The organism is Dapis brunnea BLCC-M229 (assembly GCF_050015995.1).
Lineage (GTDB): Bacteria > Cyanobacteriota > Cyanobacteriia > Cyanobacteriales > Microcoleaceae > Trichodesmium.
This window is the reverse complement of record NZ_JBNHEP010000208.1, coordinates 46,312-69,545: the sequence shown is the minus strand read 5'-3', so window position 1 is coordinate 69,545 and position 23,234 is coordinate 46,312. Positions and strand designations below refer to the sequence as shown.

Sequence of the window (23,234 nt, the reverse complement as noted above, 5' to 3'; positions counted from 1 at the left end):
TTTAAATGTAGGTTGGGTTGCTTACACGGATTATGCCACGGATATACGGATTAAGAAATGTAGGTTGGGTTGAGGAACGAAACCCAACATTATTTATATCGGAAAAACTCAAAAAAATTATAACCAAAGGAGAATAATGATTTCCGACAAAATTAACAATTATTTATCTGAAAAACACTAAGGTTTAATGTTGGGTTCGCTATCGCTTAACCCAACCTACTACTAATAACTGAAAAAACTGATAACTGAAAAAAATGGGTACTACTTACATAACTCACGAAGATGCTTTTATCGGCAAAAATGATGAACGTTTAGTCGTCAAAGCCGATAAACAAAAACTTTTAGATATTCCATTAATTAAAGTAGATGGAGTTGTAATTTTAGGTCGGGCAACTGTTTCTCCCGCAGTGGTAATCGAATTATTGTCGCGACAACTTCCTTTGTCATTCCTAACAGCTAATGGCAAATATTTAGGCAGACTAGAACCAGAAATGACTAAAAATATTTTTGTTCGTTCTGCTCAATGGAAAGCTGCCGGAAAATCCGAACAAGCCGTTCATGTTGTTAAAGGTTTTGTGCGGGGAAAATTGAAGAATTATCGCAATATTTTATTGCGTCGGCAACGGGAATCTTCCGAATTAGATTTCCAGCTACCTTTGAAAAAATTAGATGGAGCGATCGCCCCGATTAATTCTACTAATAATATAGATTCCTTGCGGGGATTAGAAGGTGCTGGAAGTGCTGCTTATTTTAGTTGTTTTAATCAGTTAATTAAAGGGTCAGATTTTACTTTTGAAGCTCGGCGACGTCGCCCTCCTACAGACCCAGTTAATTCCTTATTAAGTTTGGGTTATGCTTTGTTGCGCCATGACGTACAAAGTGCCGTAAATATTGTTGGTTTCGATCCTTATTTAGGGTATTTACATTATCAACATTATGGTCGTCCTTCTTTAGCTTTAGATTTGATGGAAGAATTTCGTCCTTTGGTGGTGGATATGGTAGTTTTTTCTGCTGTAAATAAAGGTACTTTAACAGTGGAAGATTTTACAACTGAACCTATAAGTGGAGCAGTTTCTTTAACGAAAAATGGGTTAAAAAAATTCCTGACTTTGTATGAAAAAAGGAAACAGTTTAAATTTAAGCATCCAGTCATGCAGCGTCAATATACTTATCGAGAAGCTTTTGAAATTCAGGCGCGGTTGTTGGCTAAATATTTGATGGGAGAAACCGAGCAATATCCACCTTTAATTATGCGTTAGATTTTGGGATTTTTTTACCCCAGTTTTGGTGAGAGAAACTGGGGTTTTCTTGTTGATTTTGAGGAGATAATTTTTTATGTATGTGGTTATTTGTTATGATGTTTCTGATGATAAACGAAGGACGAAAATTCATAATATTTTAAAGTCTTACGGTCAGTGGATGCAGTATAGTATTTTTGAGTGCAATTTAACAGAGACTCAATATGCTAAGTTACGGGGTCGTTTGGCCAAATTACTGAAAGGCCAGGAAGATAATATTCGTTTTTATTTTTTGTGCCAATGTTGTCAGGGAAAAGTAGAACGGATTGGTGGGCCAGAGGTGAGGGACGATACTATATTTTTTGTTTAGAAAATAGAGGTAAAATGCGACGATCGGTAGCTGTAGAAATTGAGAGGGAAAAAATAATGGCTGAAATTGAGTCTAGGAAAGGGTTTTATTTGTATAGAGGGTTGGAGGCGATCGTCGCAAATCCTCTGTTGCTTGCCTGGTGCGGGTTTTGGGAAAATATTTTTTTTAGGCTCTTGAAAATTTTTGAGGGGTTATGCTATTCTTTAGATGATCGTCGAAATCGAACCTTGAAAACTAAATATGACAAGGGTTCTAAAATCCTGCGGTTTAAACAACTAAAAATCCCTATTAGGGATTGAAACGAATTATCTCCAGATGATAAAAAATTCGATAGATACAAAAGTTTAAACAACTAAAAATCCCTATTAGGGATTGAAACTCCCCTACTCCAAATCTTAGAAGGATTTTTTAAAGTTTAAACAACTAAAAATCCCTATTAGGGATTGAAACAAGAATGTTTTTGGATATGAAGAATTAAATAAAACTGTTTAAACAACTAAAAATCCCTATTAGGGATTGAAACATATTTTTATCACCCTAGATTTTTATTTTAGATTGCTACCAGTTTAAACAACTAAAAATCCCTATTAGGGATTGAAACAAAAAAGGATTAGTCAATATCAACAAAGAATTATTTGTTTAAACAACTAAAAATCCCTATTAGGGATTGAAACCTAATATGCGATTGTCTGAAGCCAGGGATCTTAAAGAGTTTAAACAACTAAAAATCCCTATTAGGGATTGAAACGGAAAGCAGCCAAGAACAAGGATTAGTCATATTCAAATGTTTAAACAACTAAAAATCCCTATTAGGGATTGAAACTAATTGCGGTATAGAAATTGACTGATAAGACCCTGTTTAAACAACTAAAAATCCCTATTAGGGATTGAAACTTAGGTGTCTTTTTTAAATATAGCATTATTCTTTTGAGTTTAAACAACTAAAAATCCCTATTAGGGATTGAAACTGAGGATGACCACCTTACCCTGACTTCCAACCATTGTTTAAACAACTAAAAATCCCTATTAGGGATTGAAACACTACTTTGATGGATTATACCAACGGAATTATTTCTTGTTTAAACAACTAAAAATCCCTATTAGGGATTGAAACTTTACCACTTTTACCTATTTTACCACTTTTACCTGTTTAAACAACTAAAAATCCCTATTAGGGATTGAAACTTTATCTAGTGAACTATCAGACCAATTATTTTGATTAGTTTAAACAACTAAAAATCCCTATTAGGGATTGAAACAAAAACTGTGATATCAGAAATCTAAGAGAAACTTTAGTCTGGTTTAAACAACTAAAAATCCCTATTAGGGATTGAAACATTAATTATTTCAAGCAAGTTAAACCTAAGTAAATAAGGTTTAAACAACTAAAAATCCCTATTAGGGATTGAAACTAGGATTAAGCGAAGCTGTCCATCGCTAACAGCTGTTTAAACAACTAAAAATCCCTATTAGGGATTGAAACAAACAAACAAGTCTCAGCGGAGCCTCCTCCTCCTGTTTAAACAACTAAAAATCCCTATTAGGGATTGAAACGGCTGTTCAGGCAAAAATCTGAGTTAGCATTTTCCGGTTTAAACAACTAAAAATCCCTATTAGGGATTGAAACTCAAAGCTTCCTGAAATACGCGATCGCTGTCTTGTTTAAACAACTAATAATCCCTATTAGGGATTGAAACTTAATTTTTGTAGTCTGAGGCATATAAACTCTACATTTTTCTTGCCGATGAAGATAGCATTATAGAAATATATCCTAACGGAAACTGGAGATACATTGAATGAACAAACCCAACTTTCAAGCAATGAGTCAAAAAGAATTGCAAAATTATATGCTAGCTCATAGAGACGATCAAGAAGCATTTTACGCTTATATCGATAGACTGCATCAAGAAGGAAAATGGATTGAGATGCCACCAGTAGATTCAGTTGAAGATTTAGAAAAATATCCTCAATTTACAGCCAGATTTCGTAATCTCTAACAACGCTAACATATCTAAAATGGTGCGTTACGACAGAACGCTAAATCCTTTTCACAGTCAGAATTTAAGCCGTCGTAACACACCTAAAAATTTCTCTTATTCTCCCCGACACCCCGACTCCCTTACTCCCTCACTCCCCGACTCCCCGACTTTTTGAATCAATTTGTCAATCCATGCTCCAAAGCATAGCGAACCAACTCCGTTCGACTATTGGTGCCAGTTTTCGTAAATAATCTACTTACATACTTTTCCACATTCCGAACACTCGTATTTAGATCCCTAGCAATTTCCTTATTCATTAATCCTCTAGCTACTAAATCTAAAACACTCTGTTCCCTAGGAGTCAAATCTATTTTTATCGGTGAAGGAGTCTGAGCGATCGCGCTCTTTCCCATTAACATTGCTTTTATTTCGGCAATTTGACTTGCTAAAGCAGCAATATCGGGAGTATTTTCCCCTTCATTAGTAGTTTGTGCTGATGTTCGACGTTCTAACAAATTTTCTACAATAGCTACCAACTCTTCTGGGTCAAAAGGTTTAGAAAGATAAGCGTCACAACCCGCTTGATAACCCTGAATGCGGTCTGTAGTCATTCCTTTAGCAGTCAAAAATACTACAGGTAAAGCTTTAAATCTTGGTTCCTCTCGTAATTTTTGCAGAAATTGATAACCATCTACTTGAGGCATCATAATATCTGTAATTACCAAGTCAGGTAAATGTGATTGTAGGATATCCCATCCTTCATTAGCATTACTAGCAACATCTACATGGAAACCACTATCTTCTAAATAAGCTTGTACGGCTTCCCGTAATCCTGGTTCATCATCTACCAACAATATTTTTCCTGACATTTTTAATTTTTCCTCTAGCTGATTTTTCACTTGAATCATTTAATATATAGATTATTCCTACTTTAATACTTTTTTTTAATTTAGCTAATTTTCATTATTAGTGGAGCGAAAATAATGTATGGTTAACAACACTTGATAAAAATTTATTTTTATGATAAAAATTTTTGGGAGTAGGTTTTGGTGTTCAGCAATTAACTTACCCTTCCTTAAAAGAAGGGGATTGACACTTAAGGATTTTTTTTGATTTTATCCCCTTAAAAGGGGAAGCTTTAAACCTGAATTCTTTAATTATTAACTATTAATTATTAATTATTAATTATTCGGTAACTTCAACCCGTTCCTAATATCGCTATTGTATAATCCTTTTAGGAGCAGAAAGTCTTAAAAAAATCGGACTTGCGTTGTTAAACAAGTCCGAATTGATAGAAATTAATTAAAGTTCCAGAATGTTCAATTCTCCTTAATTTTGAGACTCAAAGACTATCAGATAGACATTCGAGTGGATTTTGATGGGGTTTTCTTAATCCGATAATTCGGGTCTAACCAGCAAAGGGGTAAGTTTTCCCCTGAAGGAAACATTAAATCAGCTTTTGGATAAATTGTTGGATCTTGCATTTCTTCACCCGAATGAGACTGACCCATCACTTCACCTAAACAGGGATCGTAGACATCTTCAATTCGGATCACTTCGATTAAATCATTGGTCTGTTTATGTTTTAAAAACATGATTTTACCTCCCCATGCCTAATTTTTGGCTGGAATTAGATTGCAATCTCATGAGACTTGAAGAGTAGACTTCTGGCCAATCTTTACATTTTTTCAAAAAAGTTCTATGTTATTAAAAAGAGAATCAACACCACAAAAAATTGTATCAAAGGCTACTCTATCTAATATTGTGTCATAAATAATTGCTGGAAAAGCTTAAGTAAATCTTAAGAAATTCTAGATACTTTTTAGATGTGATAGGAAAGTGATAGATGGCTTGCTTGAAAGCGATTTATATAGAAAAAAACTATCCCATCTACCAAATACTAGCTAACAGCTAACTTAGGAGCGATCGGTTAAAATTTTATAACCAGTATTTGTAACTAATACCGTATGCTCAAACTGAGCAGAAAGAGAATTATCAACAGTAACAGCAGTCCACCTATCCGATAAAATCTTAGTAAACCTCGAACCAGCATTAAGAATAGGTTCAATAGCTAAAGTCATACCTGCTCTGAGCTTAACATTAGGCAAATTCTTCGTCCGAAAATTAAATACCGCAGGTTCTTCATGTAAATTTCTCCCCACACCATGACCAGTAAATTCTTCAACTACAGAAAAACCATTTGCCTCTACATGGTCTTGAATAGCTCCTGCAATATCTAGTAGATAAGCACCAGCTTTTACTTGTTCAATACCTTTATACATTGCTTCTTCTGCAACGCGAATTAATTTAGCAGCTTCTGGAGCAACTTCAACTACCCCAATAGTAATACAAGAGTCACCGTGAAATTCTTGATAATAAGCACCTGTATCTACTTTTAAAACATCACCGACTCGAATAACTTTTTTCTTATTAGGAATACCATGTACAACTTCATTATTTATAGAAGCACAAATAGAACCGGGAAAACCATGATAACCTTTAAAACTTGGTGTTGCTCCCATTTCCCGAATGCGTTTTTCAGCATAAGCATCTAGGTCAGCAGTAGTCATTCCTGGTTTAACAATTTGAGAAATTTCTTTGAGTACCGTTGCCACAATTTTACATGATTGTCGCATAATTTCGATTTCTCGTTCAGATTTAATTTCTATTCCGCGACGTTGTTGTTTCTTAACTGGGCGTGGTTTTGGTTTTGCTGGAGCTGCAAGTATATTACTAAAAATTTTCATCTTTTAGGACAAATTGTTAAATATTATGGTGTCTGAAAATTGAGATATTAAGAAAATTTTTCTACTAAGAATTTAGTTAGTAGATTTTTACTATAACATAGATTTAATATCTATGATAAAAACAATCTTCAGAAAAGAGAGAGTAGGGAGTAGGGAAAACTAATTGATAATTTATCAATTAGTTTTCTGACTTCGTTAAAATTGCTTTTGATTCTGTATTTTCTGTTGGTTTATTCTTACCTTTTTTACTAAATAAACCGCTGATAACAATACCTGTTATTAACATCCATATTAAGGCCATACCATCTAATAATACATAAAAAGGTTTAATTTGATTGCCGAGAAATCCACCTTCATGAATTACCATTAAAAAATGTGTCTGGTCTTTGGATAATCCAAACCAATTTCTACTGAGTCGGTAAGCTATCCCTGTAATTACAGTCAAAAATAATGGCAGGAAAACTATTGGCGCGACTATTCTATGGAATTTACGAAATTGTTGTTTGATTTTATTAAATTCAATTTTCATTTGACTATTATTCTACGATGTATAAATATGGCAATCTGCGATTACGTTGTCAGATTTTATTGTAGGGGTTTGGTTTCCAAATCCCTGTTTTGTTTGGGTTTGGAGACCAAACCCCTACAGTTTTTTTCACAAATCATTTAGGATTAGATTAGTATTTATAGATAGGGTTTCTCAGACTAATGAAGTAGACCTATCTTTATTTCTATTCTATTTCCTATTCCCTTTAATTTAACTGCCTAATAAACTCTAGAGGTAAACCATCACTATCTGCAATAAACGCCACTTCATAAACATTATTTCCAATCATTTGTTGAGTAGGTTCTAACAGAATTTTTAACGGTTCAAACATTTCAGGTTCTTCTATTGCTGCTGAGTAAAACTGTTGTTTTAAAGAACTTAACCAACTGGGTAAATCTGCAACATTTTCAGTCAAATCAAATGATAAATGATAATATCCGACATAATGTTCATCCCCAAAAGCATCAGGTGCAGGCTTAGGTTCGGGAATTTGAATTAGTTCAATTCTACCATTTAATCCTTCCATCCAACAGGCTAAAGTATAACCTGTGGTAAAGCGTTCACAAACTATAAAACCTAATTTTTCATAGAAAGCGATCGCTCGATGAATATTAGCAGTCCGAATCGAAGCATGGTGCATTTATCCTAATCAAATAAACTTTACTCCCAAGATTAATTTTCTACCTTTAAAGTTTCAAAGTAAAGTTACTCAAACAATCGAAAATAAGGATACCTAACAGGTACTCCTTCCTCTTTGTCCAATTGAAAATTAATTACTTCCCAACAAGGTTCATCCTTTGGGTCAGGACTAAATTCTACAGGTAAACCATAAAGTTTTGCTAGACAAGAGTCGGAATTAGCACGCCAAGGAGTACTACGTTCCAAATAAGCACTAACTAAGTCCCGATATCTTTGAGCAATAATCACTCGAGTTGCCCTATATCCTTGAGTATAAAGTCGGTCGAGAGCCTCATGGATTTCAAACCTAATACCGTCGGGATGAGTATGTTGCCGATACCACTGATTATTCCAGACGCGCCAGTGACGGCCAGAGTGAAGATGAAACAATTCACCAGTATTTGGGTCAGCTTCAAATGCCCCATGACGAGGACATAAATAAGTATCTGTTAGGGTGAGAGCTGGAATGGTCTGGTGACAGTGGGGACACTGAATCTCAGGACCAAAGATTGGATATTGGAGAGCGGGGTTGGTGGAGAATTGGGTCATTTCAGTTATTAGTTATTAGTTATTAGTTATCAGTTATTAGTACCTCCAGCTGTATTGGGAGGCTTAAAATATGAAATTTCTTTTCTCTTGGTCGATTGGATACGGCGAGTTTTCCTCGCCGTATCCAATCGACGGAAAGCTCCGCAATTCAAGTCGGCGATAGCTGAAAATACCGCTTTTTATTCCCTTGAATAGGGGAGGCTTAAAATTGTAATTAAGGGAGGTTGCATAAATAGGGGATGATTTTAATAGTTTTGTAGAATGGGCATCTTGCCTGTTCCTTATATTTTAGGGCAGGCAGGATGCTCGCCCCACTTATACCAATTTCAAAAAATAATGCTACATTAACTTTTTTTGTAGTTAGGGAAGACCTGAATTTTCCTATATAGGAAAATTCAAAAAAGAGCAAGGTTTTTCCCTATTATCTATTACCTATTCCCTTTTTTACTGTAATATCATGTCCGGATAATCAGCGATATAACTCCGTTCCGCTTACGCGACCAAAAAACCTTCTCCCTTTAAACCAATATTACCTTCAGCATAGCTGCCTTCTGCCCTCTGCCTTCCTTCCTCTAAAGTGTAAGTCTTCAACCGGACGTGATATAACGACCTTTTTTGAATTTGGTATTACTTATATTCATCCTTTGATTCAGCAATGCCAATTTAAGGTTGTGCAAGAGAATTTGATACTAGCAACTATAGAAGAGCTACTCTAAGTAGGCAGTACATTAAACTCTTAAGTTTAATTATGAGGTAAGCAGTTTCTGATGATAAAATTCTGATTAGGCAAATATCAATCAATATTAACGAAATAATGTCAAATCAGCCCTGTTTTTGGTCTCCTCCAGATTTATCGAAAGCTGCTTTTGTCGCAGATAACGCTACAGTTATGGGCAAAGTAGAAGTAGGTATAGGAGCTAGTATTTGGTATGGAGCTGTAGTCCGGGGGGATGTAGAAAAAATTATTATTGGAGACCATAGCAATGTCCAAGATGGGGCAGTCCTTCATGGAGACCCTGGAATACCAACTGTGTTAGAAGATAGTGTAACGGTTGGACATCAAGCTGTGATTCACTCAGCTTATATAGAAAGAGGTTGTTTAATTGGCATTGGAGCTGTAATTTTGAATGGTGTACGAGTAGGAGCGGGTAGTATGATTGGAGCTGGTTCTATTGTTACGAAGGATGTACCGCCTTCATCTCTGGTGGTGGGAGTACCTGCAAAAAAAGTTCGGGAGCTTTCGGAACAAGAAACTGCTGATTTGCTTGAACACGCTGAACGTTATGAAAAGTTAGCTTTGGTTCATGCTGGTAAAGGAACTGATATTGGGTTTACAAAGTAAATAGGATTTATGCACAGACCATGTATGTAGTGTTAAAAACTATAGCGCTATAGTTTTTGCACTCTATATATAGTACCTCTGCGTTAAGTACCGCTCGAGTCAAAAGTTAATTTAAGGAAATATCAATAATTAATCTTTTCCCTAATTAAGTCAAAAGTCAAAATTCAATAGTCAAAAGTTATATAAGTAAAGCTTAACATAAAATTAAAATTGCGATACTATTAAGGAATAGAGAAAAATATTTTTAAATCTTTAGGAGGAGAATAAATGGATTTTGACTTTCGCTTGTTAATCGTTCTATTACCTATACTTGCTGCTGGTGGTTGGGCTGTATTTAATATTGGTGTTCTTGCTCTCCAACAACTGCAAAAGTTCTTAAATAAAGAAGCCTAAAACAAGTATTACCTTTGTGTTAAAGTGCCGACTGTTATTCTAACTAGAAGAAACAGTCGGCATTTTATTGCTAATATAGCAGTTTTCCACAATTTGGAGGTACAAAGTTCTGGGGAAGTAGAGAGCAGAGAGTGGGGAAGAAGAAATAGAGATAATGTTTAACTGTACCTCACTATCCTGAAAAATGCTGTATCATCTCTGTTTGAATACCCACAAATAAAGATTTTAAATAACATCAGAATATTAGACCTCTGCGGAAAAGAGGGAGTAGGGAGTAGGGGGAAAGAATTAATGATTTATGGACGATAATTGATTTGATTTTTAATTATCACCAGATGTCTATTAGACAGCAATCAATGCTGATAGCTAATAGCTGACAGCTTTTAGCTCGGCATTCCGCAGGAAATGCTGATAATTTTATTTGAATTTAGGAGTATATTTATGGCAGTAGAAACTGCAGTAACTGAAACAGTTATTGAACAAAACTTAGAACAATTTCTTTTAGTTCTTTCTGTTTCTCTGAGTGTAGCTACTCTCTCGCGAGTTTTTAGTTTGTTCCGTCGAATTCCCTTTACATTATTATTAGTAATTGTGGGATTAATTCTGGCATTTATTGATATAAGATTAGTCAGTTTATCTCCTGAATTAATCCTGGAAATTTTCTTGCCTCCCCTATTATTTGAAGCTGCTTGGAATTTGAACTGGCGAGACTTAAAACGAGACTTAGTTCCGGTGGGATTTTTTGCTATTTTCGGTGTAATTATTTCGGTGGTTGGTATTGCTTATGGTTTAAATTTTTTCACTGGCATTCCTTTAGCGATCGCCTTTTTGGTCGGAGCTAGTTTATCAGCAACGGACCCTATTTCTGTTGTTGCTTTATTAAAAGAATTAGGAGCAAGTAAACGGTTACGCACCCTAATGGAAGGAGAAAGTTTATTTAATGATGGGGTGGCAGTTGTTGCTTTTACATTGTTAGTAGGAATTCCATTAGGAACAGTCGATAAATTTTCGATTTCAGAATCTCTATTAACTTTTCTCAGTTTTGTTGGTATTGGTATTGGTATTGGTTCGTTGGTTGGTTTTGGCATTTCTTACCTCACCCAACGTTTCGATCTACCTTTGGTGGAACAGTCTCTAACTTTGGTATCTGCTTATGGTACTTATATAATTACAGAAAAATTAGGAGGTTCGGGAGTTATTGGGGTTGTCACGGTTGGTTTAATTTTAGGTAATTTTGGTTCCCGCATTGGGATGAACCCACGCACTCGGTTAATAGTTAGTGAATTTTGGGAGTTTGTGGCGTTTTTTGTTAACTCCATAGTGTTTTTGTTAATAGGCGACCAAATTCAATATACAATTTTGGCAGATAATATAGTATTGATAGTAGTTGCTATTGGAGCGGTGATTATTGCACGAGCAATTTCGGTTTATGGTTTGAGTGCTTTGAGTAATTTGGTAGCTAACTCAAATATTGATTTAAGAGAACAGACTTTGCTTTGGTGGGGAGGTTTACGAGGTTCAGTTTCTATTGCTCTAGTTTTGAGTGTACCTGTAGTTTTGCCTGGACGAGATGAAATTACAGCAGTTGTATTTGGGGTGGTATTGTTTACATTGTTAGTGCAAGGTTTAACCACTCAGTCAATGTTACAAATATTAGGTTTAATAGGCGACCAACCGCTACGTCAGGAATATATGGAGGCGATCGCTCGTCGTGTAGCTTTAAACCGGGTACTTAATTATGTTTCTGAGTTAGTAAGGCGCCAGGAAATTGACCCAGAATATTATCGTTATCAGGCAGAGTTTTTGCAAGGGGAGTTAAAGCAGTTGCAGGAGAAAATTGATAAAATGCAGGCGGAACATTCTCAGTTAGTACAGTTGGATATGGAATTATTACAGGAAGAGTTGATAGATATTGAGGCGGATACTTATGCTGAGTTTATTCGAGGGGGTAAGTTGAATAATAATGTGTCGCCACTTTTGGCAGAGGTGTTTGAAAAATAGGCGTTGCTGAATACTGGGATGATTGAGGCTGACACGGAGACACGGGGACACGGGGACACGGGGATTATGCTCGATCCTCTCTAACAAAATCATCCCACAATTATGCAATACCGAAAAATAAGTAGTTAAGTATAATTAAATGTACAGGATTTACGGATGAACGCTATTGGTAGGGTGTGTTAGCGCTAGCGTAACGCACCAAGACTCTATATATAGTGCCTTTGCGTAAGTCCTGTTAATACAGCAGATTTCTGACAAATGAGGTACAGAGTAAATGGTGCAAATCTTGTAGTGCTGGCATCTTGCCCGCGATGGGTGTACCTCATAACAACGGAAAGCGCTGTAATTAAAATTTTAGCTAAGTATGGGATTCTTTTTTCAAATTGATATTAGGCAGGACTTACGCATGAATGCTATTGGTAGTGGACTGACACATCTAAAATGGTGCGTTACGACGGATTGCTGAATCCCTTTCATAGTCTGAATTTAAGCCGTCTAACGCACCCTACAATTTTGCACTAAATTAGCTGTGTCGGTCCAGTAGGGTGTGTTAGCGCTAGCGTAACGCACCAATACACCATAGTACCTTTGCGTAAGTCCTGATTAGGAATATATAGGGCTACGCGCAAGTTAAAAGGTAAAAAATAATTTATGACTAATTTTGATAATTTATAAATCCTGAAACCCTTTAACAGTCTACTATTCCCTATTCCCTGTTCCCTATTCCCTAGCGCTATAAATGAAATGACAAATTATCAATATCAAGTCGGTGGATGTTTAGCAGTTGACTCTCCCACCTATATCAAACGTCAAGCAGATTTAGAATTATATCGTGGATTAAAAGCAGGAGAATTTTGTTATGTTCTTAATTCTAGACAGATGGGTAAGTCTAGTTTAAGAATACAAACTATGGAAATTTTACAAGCGGATGGAATTGTTTGTGCTGGTATTGATTTAAGTGCAATTGGTAATTTAGATATTACTCCTGAACAGTGGTACGCCAGTGTAATTGATAGTATTGTTAGTAGTTTAGATTTGTACGATCGCTTCGATTTAACAACTTGGTGGTTTGAGCATAATAATTTATCTTATGGGCAACGTTTTAGTAAATTTATTGAATCGATTATCCTCAAGTTAATCCCCCAAAAGATAATAATTTTTATCGATGAAATTGATAGTATTCTTAGCTTAAAATTTCAAGTAGATGATTTTTTTACAGTGATTCGTTCTTGTTACGATAAAAGGGCACACAATAAAGAATATAAGCGTCTAACTTTTTCTTTTTTTGGTGTAGCAACTCCCTCCGATTTAATTCAAGATAAACTGCGGAGTCCGTTTAATATTGGTCGTGGAATTGAATTAACTGGTTTTAGTTTCACAGAAGCTCAACCTTTAGTCACAGGATTAGCGACAAAATCGACTAATCCTCAAGGAACATTACAAGCAATATTAAATTGGACTGGAGGGCAACCTTTTCTGACTCAAAAACTGTGTCAACTTACCCTAAGATCCGAGTCTTTTATACCTACTAACAAAGAAAAAGAATGGGTAGAAGATTTAGTAAAAACTCTAATCATAAATAATTGGGAAAGTCAGGATGAACCACAACATTTACGAACAATTCGCGACCGCCTCTTATTAAGCGAGCGAAGCCGTAGATTATTATTGCTATATCAAAAAATTTTGCAGACAAAAGGAATAAAAGTTAATCAAAATTCAGAGCAATTAGAATTAAGATTAACTGGAGCTATCGTACAACAGCGAGGCAAATTAAAAGTTTATAACCGTATCTACGAAACAATTTTTAGTCGAAATTGGATTAATAATGTTTTGGCAGAAGTGGGGAGAGTAAAAGATGATAAAAATCACCTCAAGTCTGATGGTAATTTATCAATGGATCGGCAGGAATATCGGAACTGTCAGATATTGTTGAACAAGGTGAAAAATTATTGGGTGAAAGGAGTTTTAGAAACTTCATTACATGGCAAAGTATTAATTGAACTAGGATTAGAAGAAAGAAAAAATGCAGTAAATCGTCCTTGGGGTTTACTGTGGGAAGATTTAGAAAATCCGCAGCAAGAATTACCGCCAGGTACTCGAATTATTGATAAATTTGATGAGTTAGGTGCAGGTCGAACTTTATTAATTTTGGGCGAACCTGGTTCTGGAAAAACTACAACTTTATTGGAATTAGCGCGAGACTTAATTAATAGAACTGAAGCCGATTTAACTCAACCAATACCTATTGTTTTTAACCTATCTTCTTGGGAGGGAAAAAAACAGGCTATCGCTGATTGGTTAGTTATAGAATTAAATACTAAATATCAAGTTTCTCAACAGATTGGTAAAGCTTGGATCGGAGAACAAAGATTACTTTTACTACTTGATGGTTTAGATGAAGTTAATAGAGAAAAACGAGAAGATTGTGTAGATGTTTTGAATAAATTCTGTCAAGAATACGGGCAAACAGAAATAGTAGTTTGTAGCCGGATTCGTGATTATGAAGCTCTTTCAAGTCAGTTAAAATTTCAAGCAGCTATATATTTACAGCCCTTAAGTTTAGAGCAAATTCAAGAATATTTAAAAAATGCCGGTTCAGAATTAGCAGCAGTCAGAAAAGCATTAGAATCTGATGTTAAATTGCAAGAATTTTCCCGTTCTCCTTTAATTTTAAGTATTATCAGTTTAGCTTATCAAGGAATATCAATTGAAGAGTTGCCTAGTCGCAGTAATGCTGAACTAAAAGAACACTTATTTAATGCTTATATTCAGCGAATGTTTAAACGTCGTTCGGTTAATATTCTCTATTCTCAAGAGAAAGTAAAAAAATGGCTAAGTTGGTTAGCAAAGCAAATGGTAAGCGAGTCAGAAACTGTCTTTCTAATTGAACGGATGCAGCCAAGTTGGTTAGATACTGTGACTCAAAAGTGGATATATCGTATTGGAACTAGGTCAATTATTGGGTTGATGCTTGGTATTGTTGTCGGATTATGTTTATGGCGAGTATTTTATTATGATTTCAGGTTAATTATCTATTCTTTAATATCTGGATTAATCTCTGGATTAATACTAGGAATGAACTATAAATCTAATTCTGGATTGAAATCAGGAATTATTTCTGGAGTAATATATACACTAATTATTTGGTTAATGGGTTGGAATCCTCAAGGTCAACACAATACATTTCTGACAATTAGTTGCCTAATTTTTATTATTATATTTGTGGCTATGGTTTTTGGCAATATTTTTGCAAGATTAAGTGAAGTAATTAATCCAGTAAGTACAATAGAATGGTCATGGAAAAAAGCAGGTAAGTATTCAATATTTGGGATATTTTTTGGATTATCTATGGGGGTAATTGTTAGCTTGATTGAAATATTTTATCTAAATCTAATGGTAGTTATTGCTGTAATTTATGGATTAGTCTTTGTGATAGGAATCTCAACAATATTTGGATTGATTGGTGGATTTGAAAAAGGTAAAAAAATAGAAAACATTGAAAATACTAACCAAGGAATATGGTTATCAATATATAATGCCATACTTTTGTTTTTAATAGTGGGAATTATTGGCAGTCTATTGATTGGATTAATGGATTATGGTCTAGAATTACTTAATTATTATGATAGTTATAATTCATTGAGTCAAATGTTGATATTAATATTAGTCTATATAGTTAGCTTTGGCTTAAGTGCTAGCTTAGTTGGAGGAGATGGTTCAGGTTTGATTTGTATTCAACATTTAAGTCTGCGTATCATACTGTGGTGGAATCGTGATATCCCTTGGAATTATTCTCGTTTTCTTGACTACGCAACCCAGTTAATTTTTCTACAAAAAGTAGGGGGTGGCTATATTTTTATTCATCGATTATTGTTAGAACATTTTGCCAAAATGCCGTTAAAGTAAGAAACTGGCATCAATATCACCTTGTAATTCTGTTGTTACGATCAATTTTTCGATTGAAGCTATTGACACAAAATTTTGAAAATTTATATCAGTGTATTCTATCAAAAAAAAAAAAATAGATAAGAATATTTAAACATTATAGAGATTGGGGTTGAAAAAAATTAGAATCAGCTAGTCAGCTTGAGTAAAATCAAAGGTTATGAACAACAGTTCAAAAAATTACGATGTTATTGTCATTGGTGAATGTACCACTACCAAACACTTTTAATCTGACCTCAAGATATTGCCTAAGTTGTCAAACAAGTAGATTTTGATACCCTCTTGGATAAGACGATCGCTGCTTTAAACAAAGCTTTCACCGAAGCTGCTATGGGTTAGGAGAACATCCACCACGTGCCGGTTTCCAAACTATAAAGCCACCTAAAGAATTGCCAATAGCAGTTAGTGAAAGAAGAGTGAATGAGCCTCAAGTTGAGGCTCAGACTTAAAAAAATTAACAGAGGTATTTTATATGCAACTAACAACGGAACAATTGAAAACTTATGAAGACCGAGGCTATCTCTTCTTTCCAGGTTGCTTTTCCCCAGAAGAAGTGCAGAAGATGAAGGCTGAGGTGCCAGATATCTATGCCAAGGATCTGCCAGGAAAAGTGTTGGAAAATGATGGAAAAACCGTGCGGGTGGTTAACGGGGTTCATAAGGAAAAAAAAGTATTTCATCATTTAATTCTTGATAGTGCTGATAATTCATAAAATGACAAATAAACTCCAATTGCAGTCACAACAGCTAGAAAAAAAAGGTCCCACAAGTATCGCGTCCTTATTTGTCGCTTTACTGGCTATCTCTTCCTCAGCAATCTTCATCAGATTGAGTGAAGGAGAAATCAGTTCCAATGCGACAGTATTTGACCGAGTAGCGATCGCTACTGTTATTTTTGGGCTGTGGAACTCCGTTAATGCCGTACGCTACCGACTTTCCGACCAGAAACCCGTGGAACAAAAGCTTGACATTAGTCAAGATTTATGGCTGTTGTTGGCAATGGCTACTTTTTATATTACTAGCCAAGGTTTATGGGCTTGGTCTCTAAGTCAAACCACTGTCGCCATATCTACCGTACTGATTAGTCTAAAGCCACTATTCACCTGCCTGTTTGCTTGGCTTGCTTGGGGTCAGCGCTTTGACAACAAATTCCTGATCGGAATGATCATTGCGATGGTCGGTGCCGGCAGTATTGGATTGGAGGATCTGCAAATTGATACTGGCAAGGTTGAAGGTGATATCGCAGCTTTCCTCGCAGGAATTTGCAGTGCGGCCTATCTACTGACTGTAGAAAAACTAAGAACTAAGTTTGCCCCAACAACTATAATTCCCTGGTGTTGTGGATTAGGAACTTTGTTAAGCTTACCTATATTGTTTTTTTCTGAAGATAGATTTTTCCCTTATTCGGTAAATGGGTGGGTGTTTGTCATTTCTCTAGCTATAGTTGGGCAAGTATTAGGTCAGGGGCTTCTTGCTTATAGTCTCAAAAAGTTTTCCTCTGGATTTGTAGCTTTAGTTCTTTTACTAGAGTCAATTCTGGTTGCCATAGCAGCTTGGGCAATTTTTGGTGAAGCCTTAACCTTATTTAACTGGGTAGCTTTGTTTGCGATTTTGCTAGGTCTTTATCTAGCTGTATCCAGTCAATCTGCTGTTAAAGAATAAGAACTAGGACTTACCCATTCCAAACAATAACTCTACATTTGGGACTATTTTTCGGATTAGCTCTCGGATGTGGTAAAACTTGTATTAAACATTTTATTTTACCGAAAAATTTTGGTTTAAAGCCTCCCCTTTTAAGGGGATAATAAATAAAAATTTTCATGATTAGTCAATCCTATCCGTTTTCAAGGAGAGGTAATTATTCATTATTGAAGAGTTATTTTGTATTTTAATTATTTTATCCTCTGGAATTATGCCTGTTTTCTCGATTATGCCACACAATGTTAAGGATCTATAGCAATCATATTTCAGTTGTGAAATTTTACTGGTAATTAGCAGTCAGTCCTCGTACAGGAGTCAGAATATAAAAGGATTTTGATTACTATTAACTGTTCTTAAATATCTCATAAATCATTCCTGATTGCTATAGGCTCAATATCACCTCTTCAATAATTAATAATTAATAATTACCTCTTATTAAAAAGAAGAGGATTGGTTAAAAAGAATTTTTTTCTTTTTTTCTCCCATATAGGAGAGGCTTTAAACCTTAATTTTTGGGTAACTCTGTTCTTACGATCAATTTTTAGATTGAAGGTATTAACACAAATTTCTCAGAATTTATATCAGTATATATTATCAAAAAAAAAAAAATAGATAAGAATAATTGAACATAATAGGAATTGGAATGGAAAAAAAATTAAGATGAAGTAGCTAATTTAGAGAAGTAGCTAATTTAGATTAGAAAAATAACAATAGTGGAAACACTTTTAATCCGACCTCAAGATATTGCCAAAGCGATCGAGCTAGTAGGTATTGATACACTGATGGATAAGACGATCGCTGGCTTGACAGAAGCTTTTAAGGAAGTTAATCGAGGCCAAGGGGAACTACGAACTCGTGCTGGATTCGTCAAAAAGCCATCCTGTGCTTGTGTAGAATGGATGCCATACATGAGAAAGACTGACCAGTCTGTAACAGTCAAAGTTGTTGCTTATCAGCCAGACAATATCCAGACAATTGGTATCCCTACCGTCTTAGCAACGACGAGCCTTTATGACTTTAACAACGGTCATTTAGTTGCTTTGTGTGATGCTGTCACCCTAACTGCTATTAGAACAGGAGCTGCCTCAGCCATAGCTAGCAAGATTCTAGCAAATCCTGATAGTGCTACCGTAGGACTGGTAGGAGCAGGAGCACAAGCAGTCACCCAGTTACACGGGTTGAGTAGAGTGTTTCCATTGCAAGAGGTACTGGTTTATGATATTAACCCAGATATTGCTCGCTCATTCTCCTCACGAGTAGCATTTTTAGGGCTATCAATTCGGAGCTGTTCTCTAGATGAACTAGAGCGCAATGCCGACATTATTTGCACTGCTACCTCGGTTGATGAAGGAGCAGATCCAGTAATTACTGGTGAGAATTTGAAGCCTCACGTTCATATTAATGCAGTAGGTGCAGATATCATAGGGAAAACAGAGTTGCCCCTATCTTTACTAAAACGGAGTTTTGTCTGTCCGGACTTTCCCGAACAAGCCTTGCTTGAAGGTGAATGTCAGCAGTTACAACCAGAGGAAGTCAGACCGAGTTTAATGGAGATGATTGAACGACCAGAAGAATTTTATCATTGGCGAGAACAGCAGACTGTATTTGACTCCACAGGATTGGCAATAGAAGACCATGTAGCCTTGTCAATTATGCAGGAGTTGGTACAAGCTCACGGCTTGGGTCAACGTCTGCAACTAGAATATTATCCCAATGATCCGTATAACCCATACGAGTTTATTACAAGTTCCCTACAGCATCCGCCAGCAGCGCGACAAGAAGCACTGGCAATAGTGGATTAAACCTAAAAAACGGCGGGAGGAAGTTAGCCAGCTCGTTTTAACGGCTGGTTGAATAACGACACGCGGGTTTTAACCCCTAGAGACATCAAAACAGTAAAGGAAAGGCGCGTCAAGTTAGGATGCGCCGAGCGATCGCCTATTAGTATTAAAGGAAGCATTATCCATGCAACTCAGCAGTGAACAATTACAGCATTATCAAGATCGAGGCTATCTTTTTTTGCCCAATGTTTTTGACAGAGCAGAAGTTGAAGTTATGAAAGCCGAGCTTCCTGCTGTTTACGGGGAAAATAGCCTAGGAAAGATTGTTGAAGAAGACGGAAAAACGGTACGCATCGTTCATGGTTGTCATACTAAAAGTGACATATTTAAACGTTTATCCCAACATCCCCGAATCATCGATCCTGTAATGCAGATACTTGGGAGTGCAGTATATATCCACCAATTCAAAATTAGTGCCAAGATAGCTTTTGAAGGTGATGTCTGGCAATGGCACCAAGATTATGTCTATTACAAAGAAGAGGATGGAATACCAGAACCAAGAATCGTCAATACAGCCATTTTTTTGGATGAAGTTAATGAATTCAATGCACCATTAATGTTGGTTCCGGGTTCCCAGAAAGAAGGTTTGATTAGCGTATTTACAGAAGAGGAACAGCATAACCAATATCAAGATGGGCCTTCATGGATTTCTCGTTTGACAAGTAAGCTTCATTATATAATTAATAAGGAAACTCTTGAGAAATTAGTTAAACAGTATGGAATTGTTGCACCGAAAGGAGCAGCAGGTTCAGTTCTATTGTTTCATCCTAGTTGTGTTCATGGTTCGGGAGCGAATATGTCTCCCTTCGATCGCGCCCTAGTCATTATCAACTACAACAGTGTTGAAAACACGCCAAAAATTCCGATCAAAGAGCAAAGACCGGAGTTTCTGGCGAGCCTAAATTATACACCAATAGAACCTTTATCAGATGAAGTTTTGTTGGTATAGTACCAAGCTGCTATTAAGTTGATGATTTGTAGGCAGGTAGCTGCTTTATGGGAATCTAGCTCCCTCAAAAAACAGCAAGTCTGTTTCTTTTTTCGGCGTTGGTGAATAGAGCTATGAAATCTAAGGAGCTGTTTGAGAAGTGCTGCATGGAACCGATGAATCATAAAAACCTAACCCCCCTGCCCCCCTTCCCTACAAGGGAATGGGGGTGAATAAGCCTCTCTCAAAAGCAGGAGAGAGGTTTGGAGAGAGGTTTTTATAAGTTTACAAACAGTTTTTAAGGAGCGTGTTATAAGAAACCAGGTTTGTTGAAGACAGATCTCAGTAAGGCATCGGCATCTAATACAAACCCGGTTCCTACAATGCCAGAAAAATCATAGCCACGCATCACCAACGCCCTTTTTTCTAGTCTAGCGATTTTATTTTCACTGGGAGCGTCTTTTGAAAGCTATACAAGAACAGACTTCAATTCAAGAAAGCGTTACAGCGATTATCTCATTAGCTATCGCTATAATAGCCTTGTCTTGGATAGCAATCTTTTTTAGATTGTTGGAACGGGAAATAGGTCCATTTGCAACGGCATTTCATAGAGTTTGGCTCGCAAGTTTTGTTTTGGGAATATGGAATAGACTGCAAGCTCTACGTTACCAGTTTTCTCAAGATAAACCGTTACAGAAACAGCCTTACACGAGTTGGGTACTAATCCAATTATTAATAGCAGGAATTTGTTTTGCTGGCGACCAAATTTTGTGGACTTGGTCTCTGACTAAAACTAGCGTTGCCAATTCTACTTTACTAACAAATCTAAATCCCCTGTGGACAACACTTTTAGGTTGGTCTATCTGGGGTCAGCACTTTGACAAGCGATTTTTAATTGGGATGGGAGTCGCTATGGTCGGAGCTTGTATTATTGGAATTGAAGACTTGCAAGTTGCTACTGGAAATCTACAAGGTGATGGAGTTGCCGTATTAGCTTCGATCTGCTTTAGTATCTACTTGTTAATAGTAGAAAAACTCCGAAAAAAATTTAGTGCTGAAACTATACTTTTCTGGAGTTCTTTATTTTCAACTCTCTGGATATTGCCGATTGTTTTGGTAATGGAAGATCGGGTTTTTCCCTATTCCTGGCAATCTTGGGTGTTAGTAATTTTATTAGGTTTTGTCTGTCAAGTTTTGGGTCAAGGACTTGTTAATTATTGTCTTAAGCGTTTGTCTTCGGCATTCGTTGCTATTAGCCTACTATTGGCACCCGTAATTACTGCTATTTTGGCTTGGATTATTTTTTCAGAAAGCTTGAGTTTATTGAATGGGGGAGCCTTTGCTGTGGTTTTGCTGGGTATATATCTAGCAAAATCTAGCAACTCTGCTATAAAAGAATAAGTCTATCCGTTTTCAAGGAGAGGTAATTATTAATTATTACAGAACTTACGCATAAGGTACGAAAAAATAGGGCTTGAGATTGCTTCCCTGTCGGTCGCAATGACGAAAATACCTTATATTGCGTAAGTCCTATATTAATTATTAATTATTAATTGTTGAAAGCGCTTTTCAGATGGATAAATCATATTGTCATAACCAAAACCCTGTAGGGGCTCGCGAATCGCCCCTACAGTGGTCTACCGTGCAGGAAAACCGCTGTAATACCAATTCCCAAAAAGAATGCTATACTTCCAATTCGACTTCAGTTATTAAGTAATAAGTAAGCTTCAGTCATTTTTTTAACGATTATTGGCATTAAGCCCAGATATCTTATGTCTTTGAACCCTACTCCCTACTCCCTACTCCCTGTTCTCAAGGAGATGTAGCAAGAATGCATGAGAAATGGTATAAGATATAGCGCTATACATTAAGGTTAGGACCTTTCTAAATCCTGAAACCCTTTGACAGTCTGCTGTTCCTTATTCCCTATTCCCTATTCCCTATTCCCTATTCCCTAGCGCTATAAAAAATATGCTAGCCTACTTCAACCTGGGAAAAATTTGGTAGCTAAAACTGCTATTTGCCACAGAAAAATTAGTTATTCTATAAAAAAGTAAGTAAATTTATAGCTAAGACAGTACGTTAACCATAATGCTAACACAAATAGTTCGTCCAATGGTTCGGACCCAAGTTCGGTTATTAGCAAACTGTCACTCAACCCGTCTAACATTAATTCATACAATTGCTAAATGGCTAGGTTTTTTGGGAGTAAAAGCAGAAGTAACCGAACTTGATGCTAGTCTAGACAAAAAAATAACTATTTCCTTAACAGTGGAAAAACCAGAATCTTGCGATAGTCAAGATTGGCAAAAAATTGTCAATGGTGTAAAACCAGAAGAAAATCAAAATAATTCCCAAGAATTAACTACAACTGAACCTATCCAAAATATGACAACCAAGCAACAAGGAAAACTGCAAAGGTTGATAGCTTATGTTATTCAAGCGGGGGAACCAAATCAGAAAGTTAAATGGGAAGAAATATACCCTAATTTACAACAATTGGGATTAGATGAAGAAATATTGCAAGGAATTCGTTCTGCAGTTAGAGTACCTCAGTCTATTGATTTATTAGTTGAAGAATTAGAGCCAGATTTAGCTGCTATTGCTCTGCCTTTAGCGATTAATATTGCTCTTTTTGATCGGCAGGTAAACTCATCTGAAAATTATGCTTTAAGTTCGTTATTACAGGTAATCAAACAACCTACAACTATAGAAAAAAATGTAGAGAAAAAAACTTTTAAGCACAAATTATATTGGCTACTAACTTCAGTTATTCCTAGATATTAATTTAGGGAGTAGGGAGTAGGGAGTAGGGAGTAGGGAGTAGGGAGAAAAAGTTAGTATTTTGGGCATACAAGGGAAAAATCAAGGGACAAATATATGTGGCTATTTCCTCTATAATTCCCATTTATCCTTACTCCTGAGGACTAAGGACTGGCTTCTGACTCCTCCCCTCACTCATAAGGGACTTCCAAA

Annotated in this window: 19 protein-coding genes and 1 CRISPR repeat array; of the genes, 13 read left to right on the top strand and 6 right to left on the bottom strand. The window is 36.1% G+C overall.

Features of this window, described 5'->3' with window-relative positions; translation table 11 throughout:
* The first annotated feature begins 254 nt into the window (after positions 1-254).
* The 3 genes from cas1d (at position 255) to ACP6PM_RS23445 (ending at position 3,605) form a co-directional block, all read left to right on the top strand.
* Positions 255-1,259, top strand: coding sequence for a type I-D CRISPR-associated endonuclease Cas1d (gene cas1d / locus ACP6PM_RS23455; protein ID WP_426588910.1), 1,005 nt, complete (start codon positions 255-257; stop codon positions 1,257-1,259).
* Between the two features lie 76 nt (positions 1,260-1,335).
* Positions 1,336-1,608, top strand: coding sequence for a CRISPR-associated endonuclease Cas2 (gene cas2, locus ACP6PM_RS23450; RefSeq protein WP_426588908.1), 273 nt, complete (start codon positions 1,336-1,338; stop codon positions 1,606-1,608).
* 265 nt (positions 1,609-1,873) lie between these two features.
* A CRISPR array of direct repeats spans positions 1,874-3,305; the repeat unit is 37 nt; unit sequence GTTTAAACAACTAAAAATCCCTATTAGGGATTGAAAC.
* 99 nt (positions 3,306-3,404) lie between these two features.
* Complete coding sequence (locus tag ACP6PM_RS23445; RefSeq protein WP_426588906.1) at positions 3,405-3,605, top strand: DUF6887 family protein; 201 nt, start codon at positions 3,405-3,407, stop codon at positions 3,603-3,605.
* A gap of 158 nt (positions 3,606-3,763) precedes the next feature.
* On the opposite strand, the gene ACP6PM_RS23440 is transcribed toward ACP6PM_RS23445, so the two are convergent.
* The 6 genes from ACP6PM_RS23440 to ACP6PM_RS23415 all read right to left on the bottom strand — a co-directional run bounded on the left by ACP6PM_RS23440 (position 3,764) and on the right by ACP6PM_RS23415 (position 8,108).
* Entirely contained in the window at positions 3,764-4,456 is a 693-nt protein-coding gene (locus tag ACP6PM_RS23440) for a response regulator transcription factor (protein ID WP_426588904.1), read from the bottom strand.
* A gap of 483 nt (positions 4,457-4,939) precedes the next feature.
* Positions 4,940-5,182: an acetyltransferase gene (locus ACP6PM_RS23435; protein ID WP_426588902.1), complete on the bottom strand. Its 243-nt coding sequence runs from the start codon at positions 5,180-5,182 to the stop codon at positions 4,940-4,942.
* A gap of 321 nt (positions 5,183-5,503) precedes the next feature.
* Entirely contained in the window at positions 5,504-6,334 is an 831-nt protein-coding gene (map, locus tag ACP6PM_RS23430) for a type I methionyl aminopeptidase (RefSeq protein ID WP_426588900.1), read from the bottom strand.
* Positions 6,335-6,512: 178 nt separating this feature from the next.
* The gene (locus tag ACP6PM_RS23425; protein WP_426588898.1) at positions 6,513-6,863 is read right to left on the bottom strand and encodes a PepSY domain-containing protein; all 351 of its coding nucleotides are present in this window, start codon (positions 6,861-6,863) and stop codon (positions 6,513-6,515) included.
* A gap of 223 nt (positions 6,864-7,086) precedes the next feature.
* Positions 7,087-7,521 (bottom strand): VOC family protein, encoded by a 435-nt coding sequence (locus ACP6PM_RS23420; RefSeq protein ID WP_426588896.1) that lies wholly within the window; start codon positions 7,519-7,521, stop codon positions 7,087-7,089.
* A gap of 65 nt (positions 7,522-7,586) precedes the next feature.
* Entirely contained in the window at positions 7,587-8,108 is a 522-nt protein-coding gene (locus ACP6PM_RS23415) for a TIGR02652 family protein (protein WP_426588894.1), read from the bottom strand.
* Positions 8,109-8,922: 814 nt separating this feature from the next.
* On the opposite strand from ACP6PM_RS23415, the gene ACP6PM_RS23410 reads away from it, so the two are divergent.
* From ACP6PM_RS23410 to ACP6PM_RS23365, 10 genes are all read left to right on the top strand, one after another.
* Complete coding sequence (locus ACP6PM_RS23410; protein WP_426588892.1) at positions 8,923-9,450, top strand: gamma carbonic anhydrase family protein; 528 nt, start codon at positions 8,923-8,925, stop codon at positions 9,448-9,450.
* 267 nt (positions 9,451-9,717) lie between these two features.
* Positions 9,718-9,843: a photosystem II protein Y gene (locus tag ACP6PM_RS23405; protein ID WP_426588890.1), complete on the top strand. Its 126-nt coding sequence runs from the start codon at positions 9,718-9,720 to the stop codon at positions 9,841-9,843.
* Between the two features lie 441 nt (positions 9,844-10,284).
* A complete protein-coding gene (locus tag ACP6PM_RS23400) occupies positions 10,285-11,844 on the top strand; it encodes a cation:proton antiporter (RefSeq protein WP_426588888.1) in 1,560 nt (519 codons plus the stop codon).
* A 744-nt stretch (positions 11,845-12,588) separates the two neighbouring features.
* Complete coding sequence (locus ACP6PM_RS23395) at positions 12,589-15,750, top strand: AAA-like domain-containing protein (RefSeq protein WP_426588886.1); 3,162 nt, start codon at positions 12,589-12,591, stop codon at positions 15,748-15,750.
* A 511-nt stretch (positions 15,751-16,261) separates the two neighbouring features.
* Positions 16,262-16,501: a phytanoyl-CoA dioxygenase family protein gene (locus tag ACP6PM_RS23390; RefSeq protein WP_426588884.1), complete on the top strand. Its 240-nt coding sequence runs from the start codon at positions 16,262-16,264 to the stop codon at positions 16,499-16,501.
* Position 16,502: 1 nt separating this feature from the next.
* Complete coding sequence (locus ACP6PM_RS23385; protein WP_426588882.1) at positions 16,503-17,450, top strand: DMT family transporter; 948 nt, start codon at positions 16,503-16,505, stop codon at positions 17,448-17,450.
* Positions 17,451-18,202: 752 nt separating this feature from the next.
* On the top strand, positions 18,203-19,291 hold the full coding sequence (locus tag ACP6PM_RS23380; RefSeq protein WP_426588880.1) for an ornithine cyclodeaminase family protein: 1,089 nt from the start codon (positions 18,203-18,205) through the stop codon (positions 19,289-19,291).
* Between the two features lie 163 nt (positions 19,292-19,454).
* Positions 19,455-20,279 (top strand): phytanoyl-CoA dioxygenase family protein, encoded by an 825-nt coding sequence (locus tag ACP6PM_RS23375; protein ID WP_426588878.1) that lies wholly within the window; start codon positions 19,455-19,457, stop codon positions 20,277-20,279.
* Between the two features lie 441 nt (positions 20,280-20,720).
* Positions 20,721-21,659: a DMT family transporter gene (locus ACP6PM_RS23370; protein WP_426588876.1), complete on the top strand. Its 939-nt coding sequence runs from the start codon at positions 20,721-20,723 to the stop codon at positions 21,657-21,659.
* 714 nt (positions 21,660-22,373) lie between these two features.
* On the top strand, positions 22,374-23,045 hold the full coding sequence (locus tag ACP6PM_RS23365) for a hypothetical protein (protein ID WP_426588874.1): 672 nt from the start codon (positions 22,374-22,376) through the stop codon (positions 23,043-23,045).
* Positions 23,046-23,234: the final 189 nt, after the last annotated feature.

Excerpts from the sequence above, each read along its gene's own strand:
- cas1d (WP_426588910.1), top strand. The coding sequence starts at position 255 with ATGGGTACTACTTACATAACTCACGAAGATGCTTTTATCGGCAAAAAT.
- cas2 (WP_426588908.1), top strand. The coding sequence starts at position 1,336 with ATGTATGTGGTTATTTGTTATGATGTTTCTGATGATAAACGAAGGACG.
- ACP6PM_RS23445 (WP_426588906.1), top strand. The coding sequence starts at position 3,405 with ATGAACAAACCCAACTTTCAAGCAATGAGTCAAAAAGAATTGCAAAAT.
- ACP6PM_RS23440 (WP_426588904.1), bottom strand. The coding sequence starts at position 4,456 with ATGTCAGGAAAAATATTGTTGGTAGATGATGAACCAGGATTACGGGAA.
- ACP6PM_RS23435 (WP_426588902.1), bottom strand. The coding sequence starts at position 5,182 with ATGTTTTTAAAACATAAACAGACCAATGATTTAATCGAAGTGATCCGA.
- map (WP_426588900.1), bottom strand. The coding sequence starts at position 6,334 with ATGAAAATTTTTAGTAATATACTTGCAGCTCCAGCAAAACCAAAACCA.
- ACP6PM_RS23425 (WP_426588898.1), bottom strand. The coding sequence starts at position 6,863 with ATGAAAATTGAATTTAATAAAATCAAACAACAATTTCGTAAATTCCAT.
- ACP6PM_RS23420 (WP_426588896.1), bottom strand. The coding sequence starts at position 7,521 with ATGCACCATGCTTCGATTCGGACTGCTAATATTCATCGAGCGATCGCT.
- ACP6PM_RS23415 (WP_426588894.1), bottom strand. The coding sequence starts at position 8,108 with ATGACCCAATTCTCCACCAACCCCGCTCTCCAATATCCAATCTTTGGT.
- ACP6PM_RS23410 (WP_426588892.1), top strand. The coding sequence starts at position 8,923 with ATGTCAAATCAGCCCTGTTTTTGGTCTCCTCCAGATTTATCGAAAGCT.
- ACP6PM_RS23405 (WP_426588890.1), top strand. The coding sequence starts at position 9,718 with ATGGATTTTGACTTTCGCTTGTTAATCGTTCTATTACCTATACTTGCT.
- ACP6PM_RS23400 (WP_426588888.1), top strand. The coding sequence starts at position 10,285 with ATGGCAGTAGAAACTGCAGTAACTGAAACAGTTATTGAACAAAACTTA.
- ACP6PM_RS23395 (WP_426588886.1), top strand. The coding sequence starts at position 12,589 with ATGACAAATTATCAATATCAAGTCGGTGGATGTTTAGCAGTTGACTCT.
- ACP6PM_RS23390 (WP_426588884.1), top strand. The coding sequence starts at position 16,262 with ATGCAACTAACAACGGAACAATTGAAAACTTATGAAGACCGAGGCTAT.
- ACP6PM_RS23385 (WP_426588882.1), top strand. The coding sequence starts at position 16,503 with ATGACAAATAAACTCCAATTGCAGTCACAACAGCTAGAAAAAAAAGGT.
- ACP6PM_RS23375 (WP_426588878.1), top strand. The coding sequence starts at position 19,455 with ATGCAACTCAGCAGTGAACAATTACAGCATTATCAAGATCGAGGCTAT.
- ACP6PM_RS23365 (WP_426588874.1), top strand. The coding sequence starts at position 22,374 with ATGGTTCGGACCCAAGTTCGGTTATTAGCAAACTGTCACTCAACCCGT.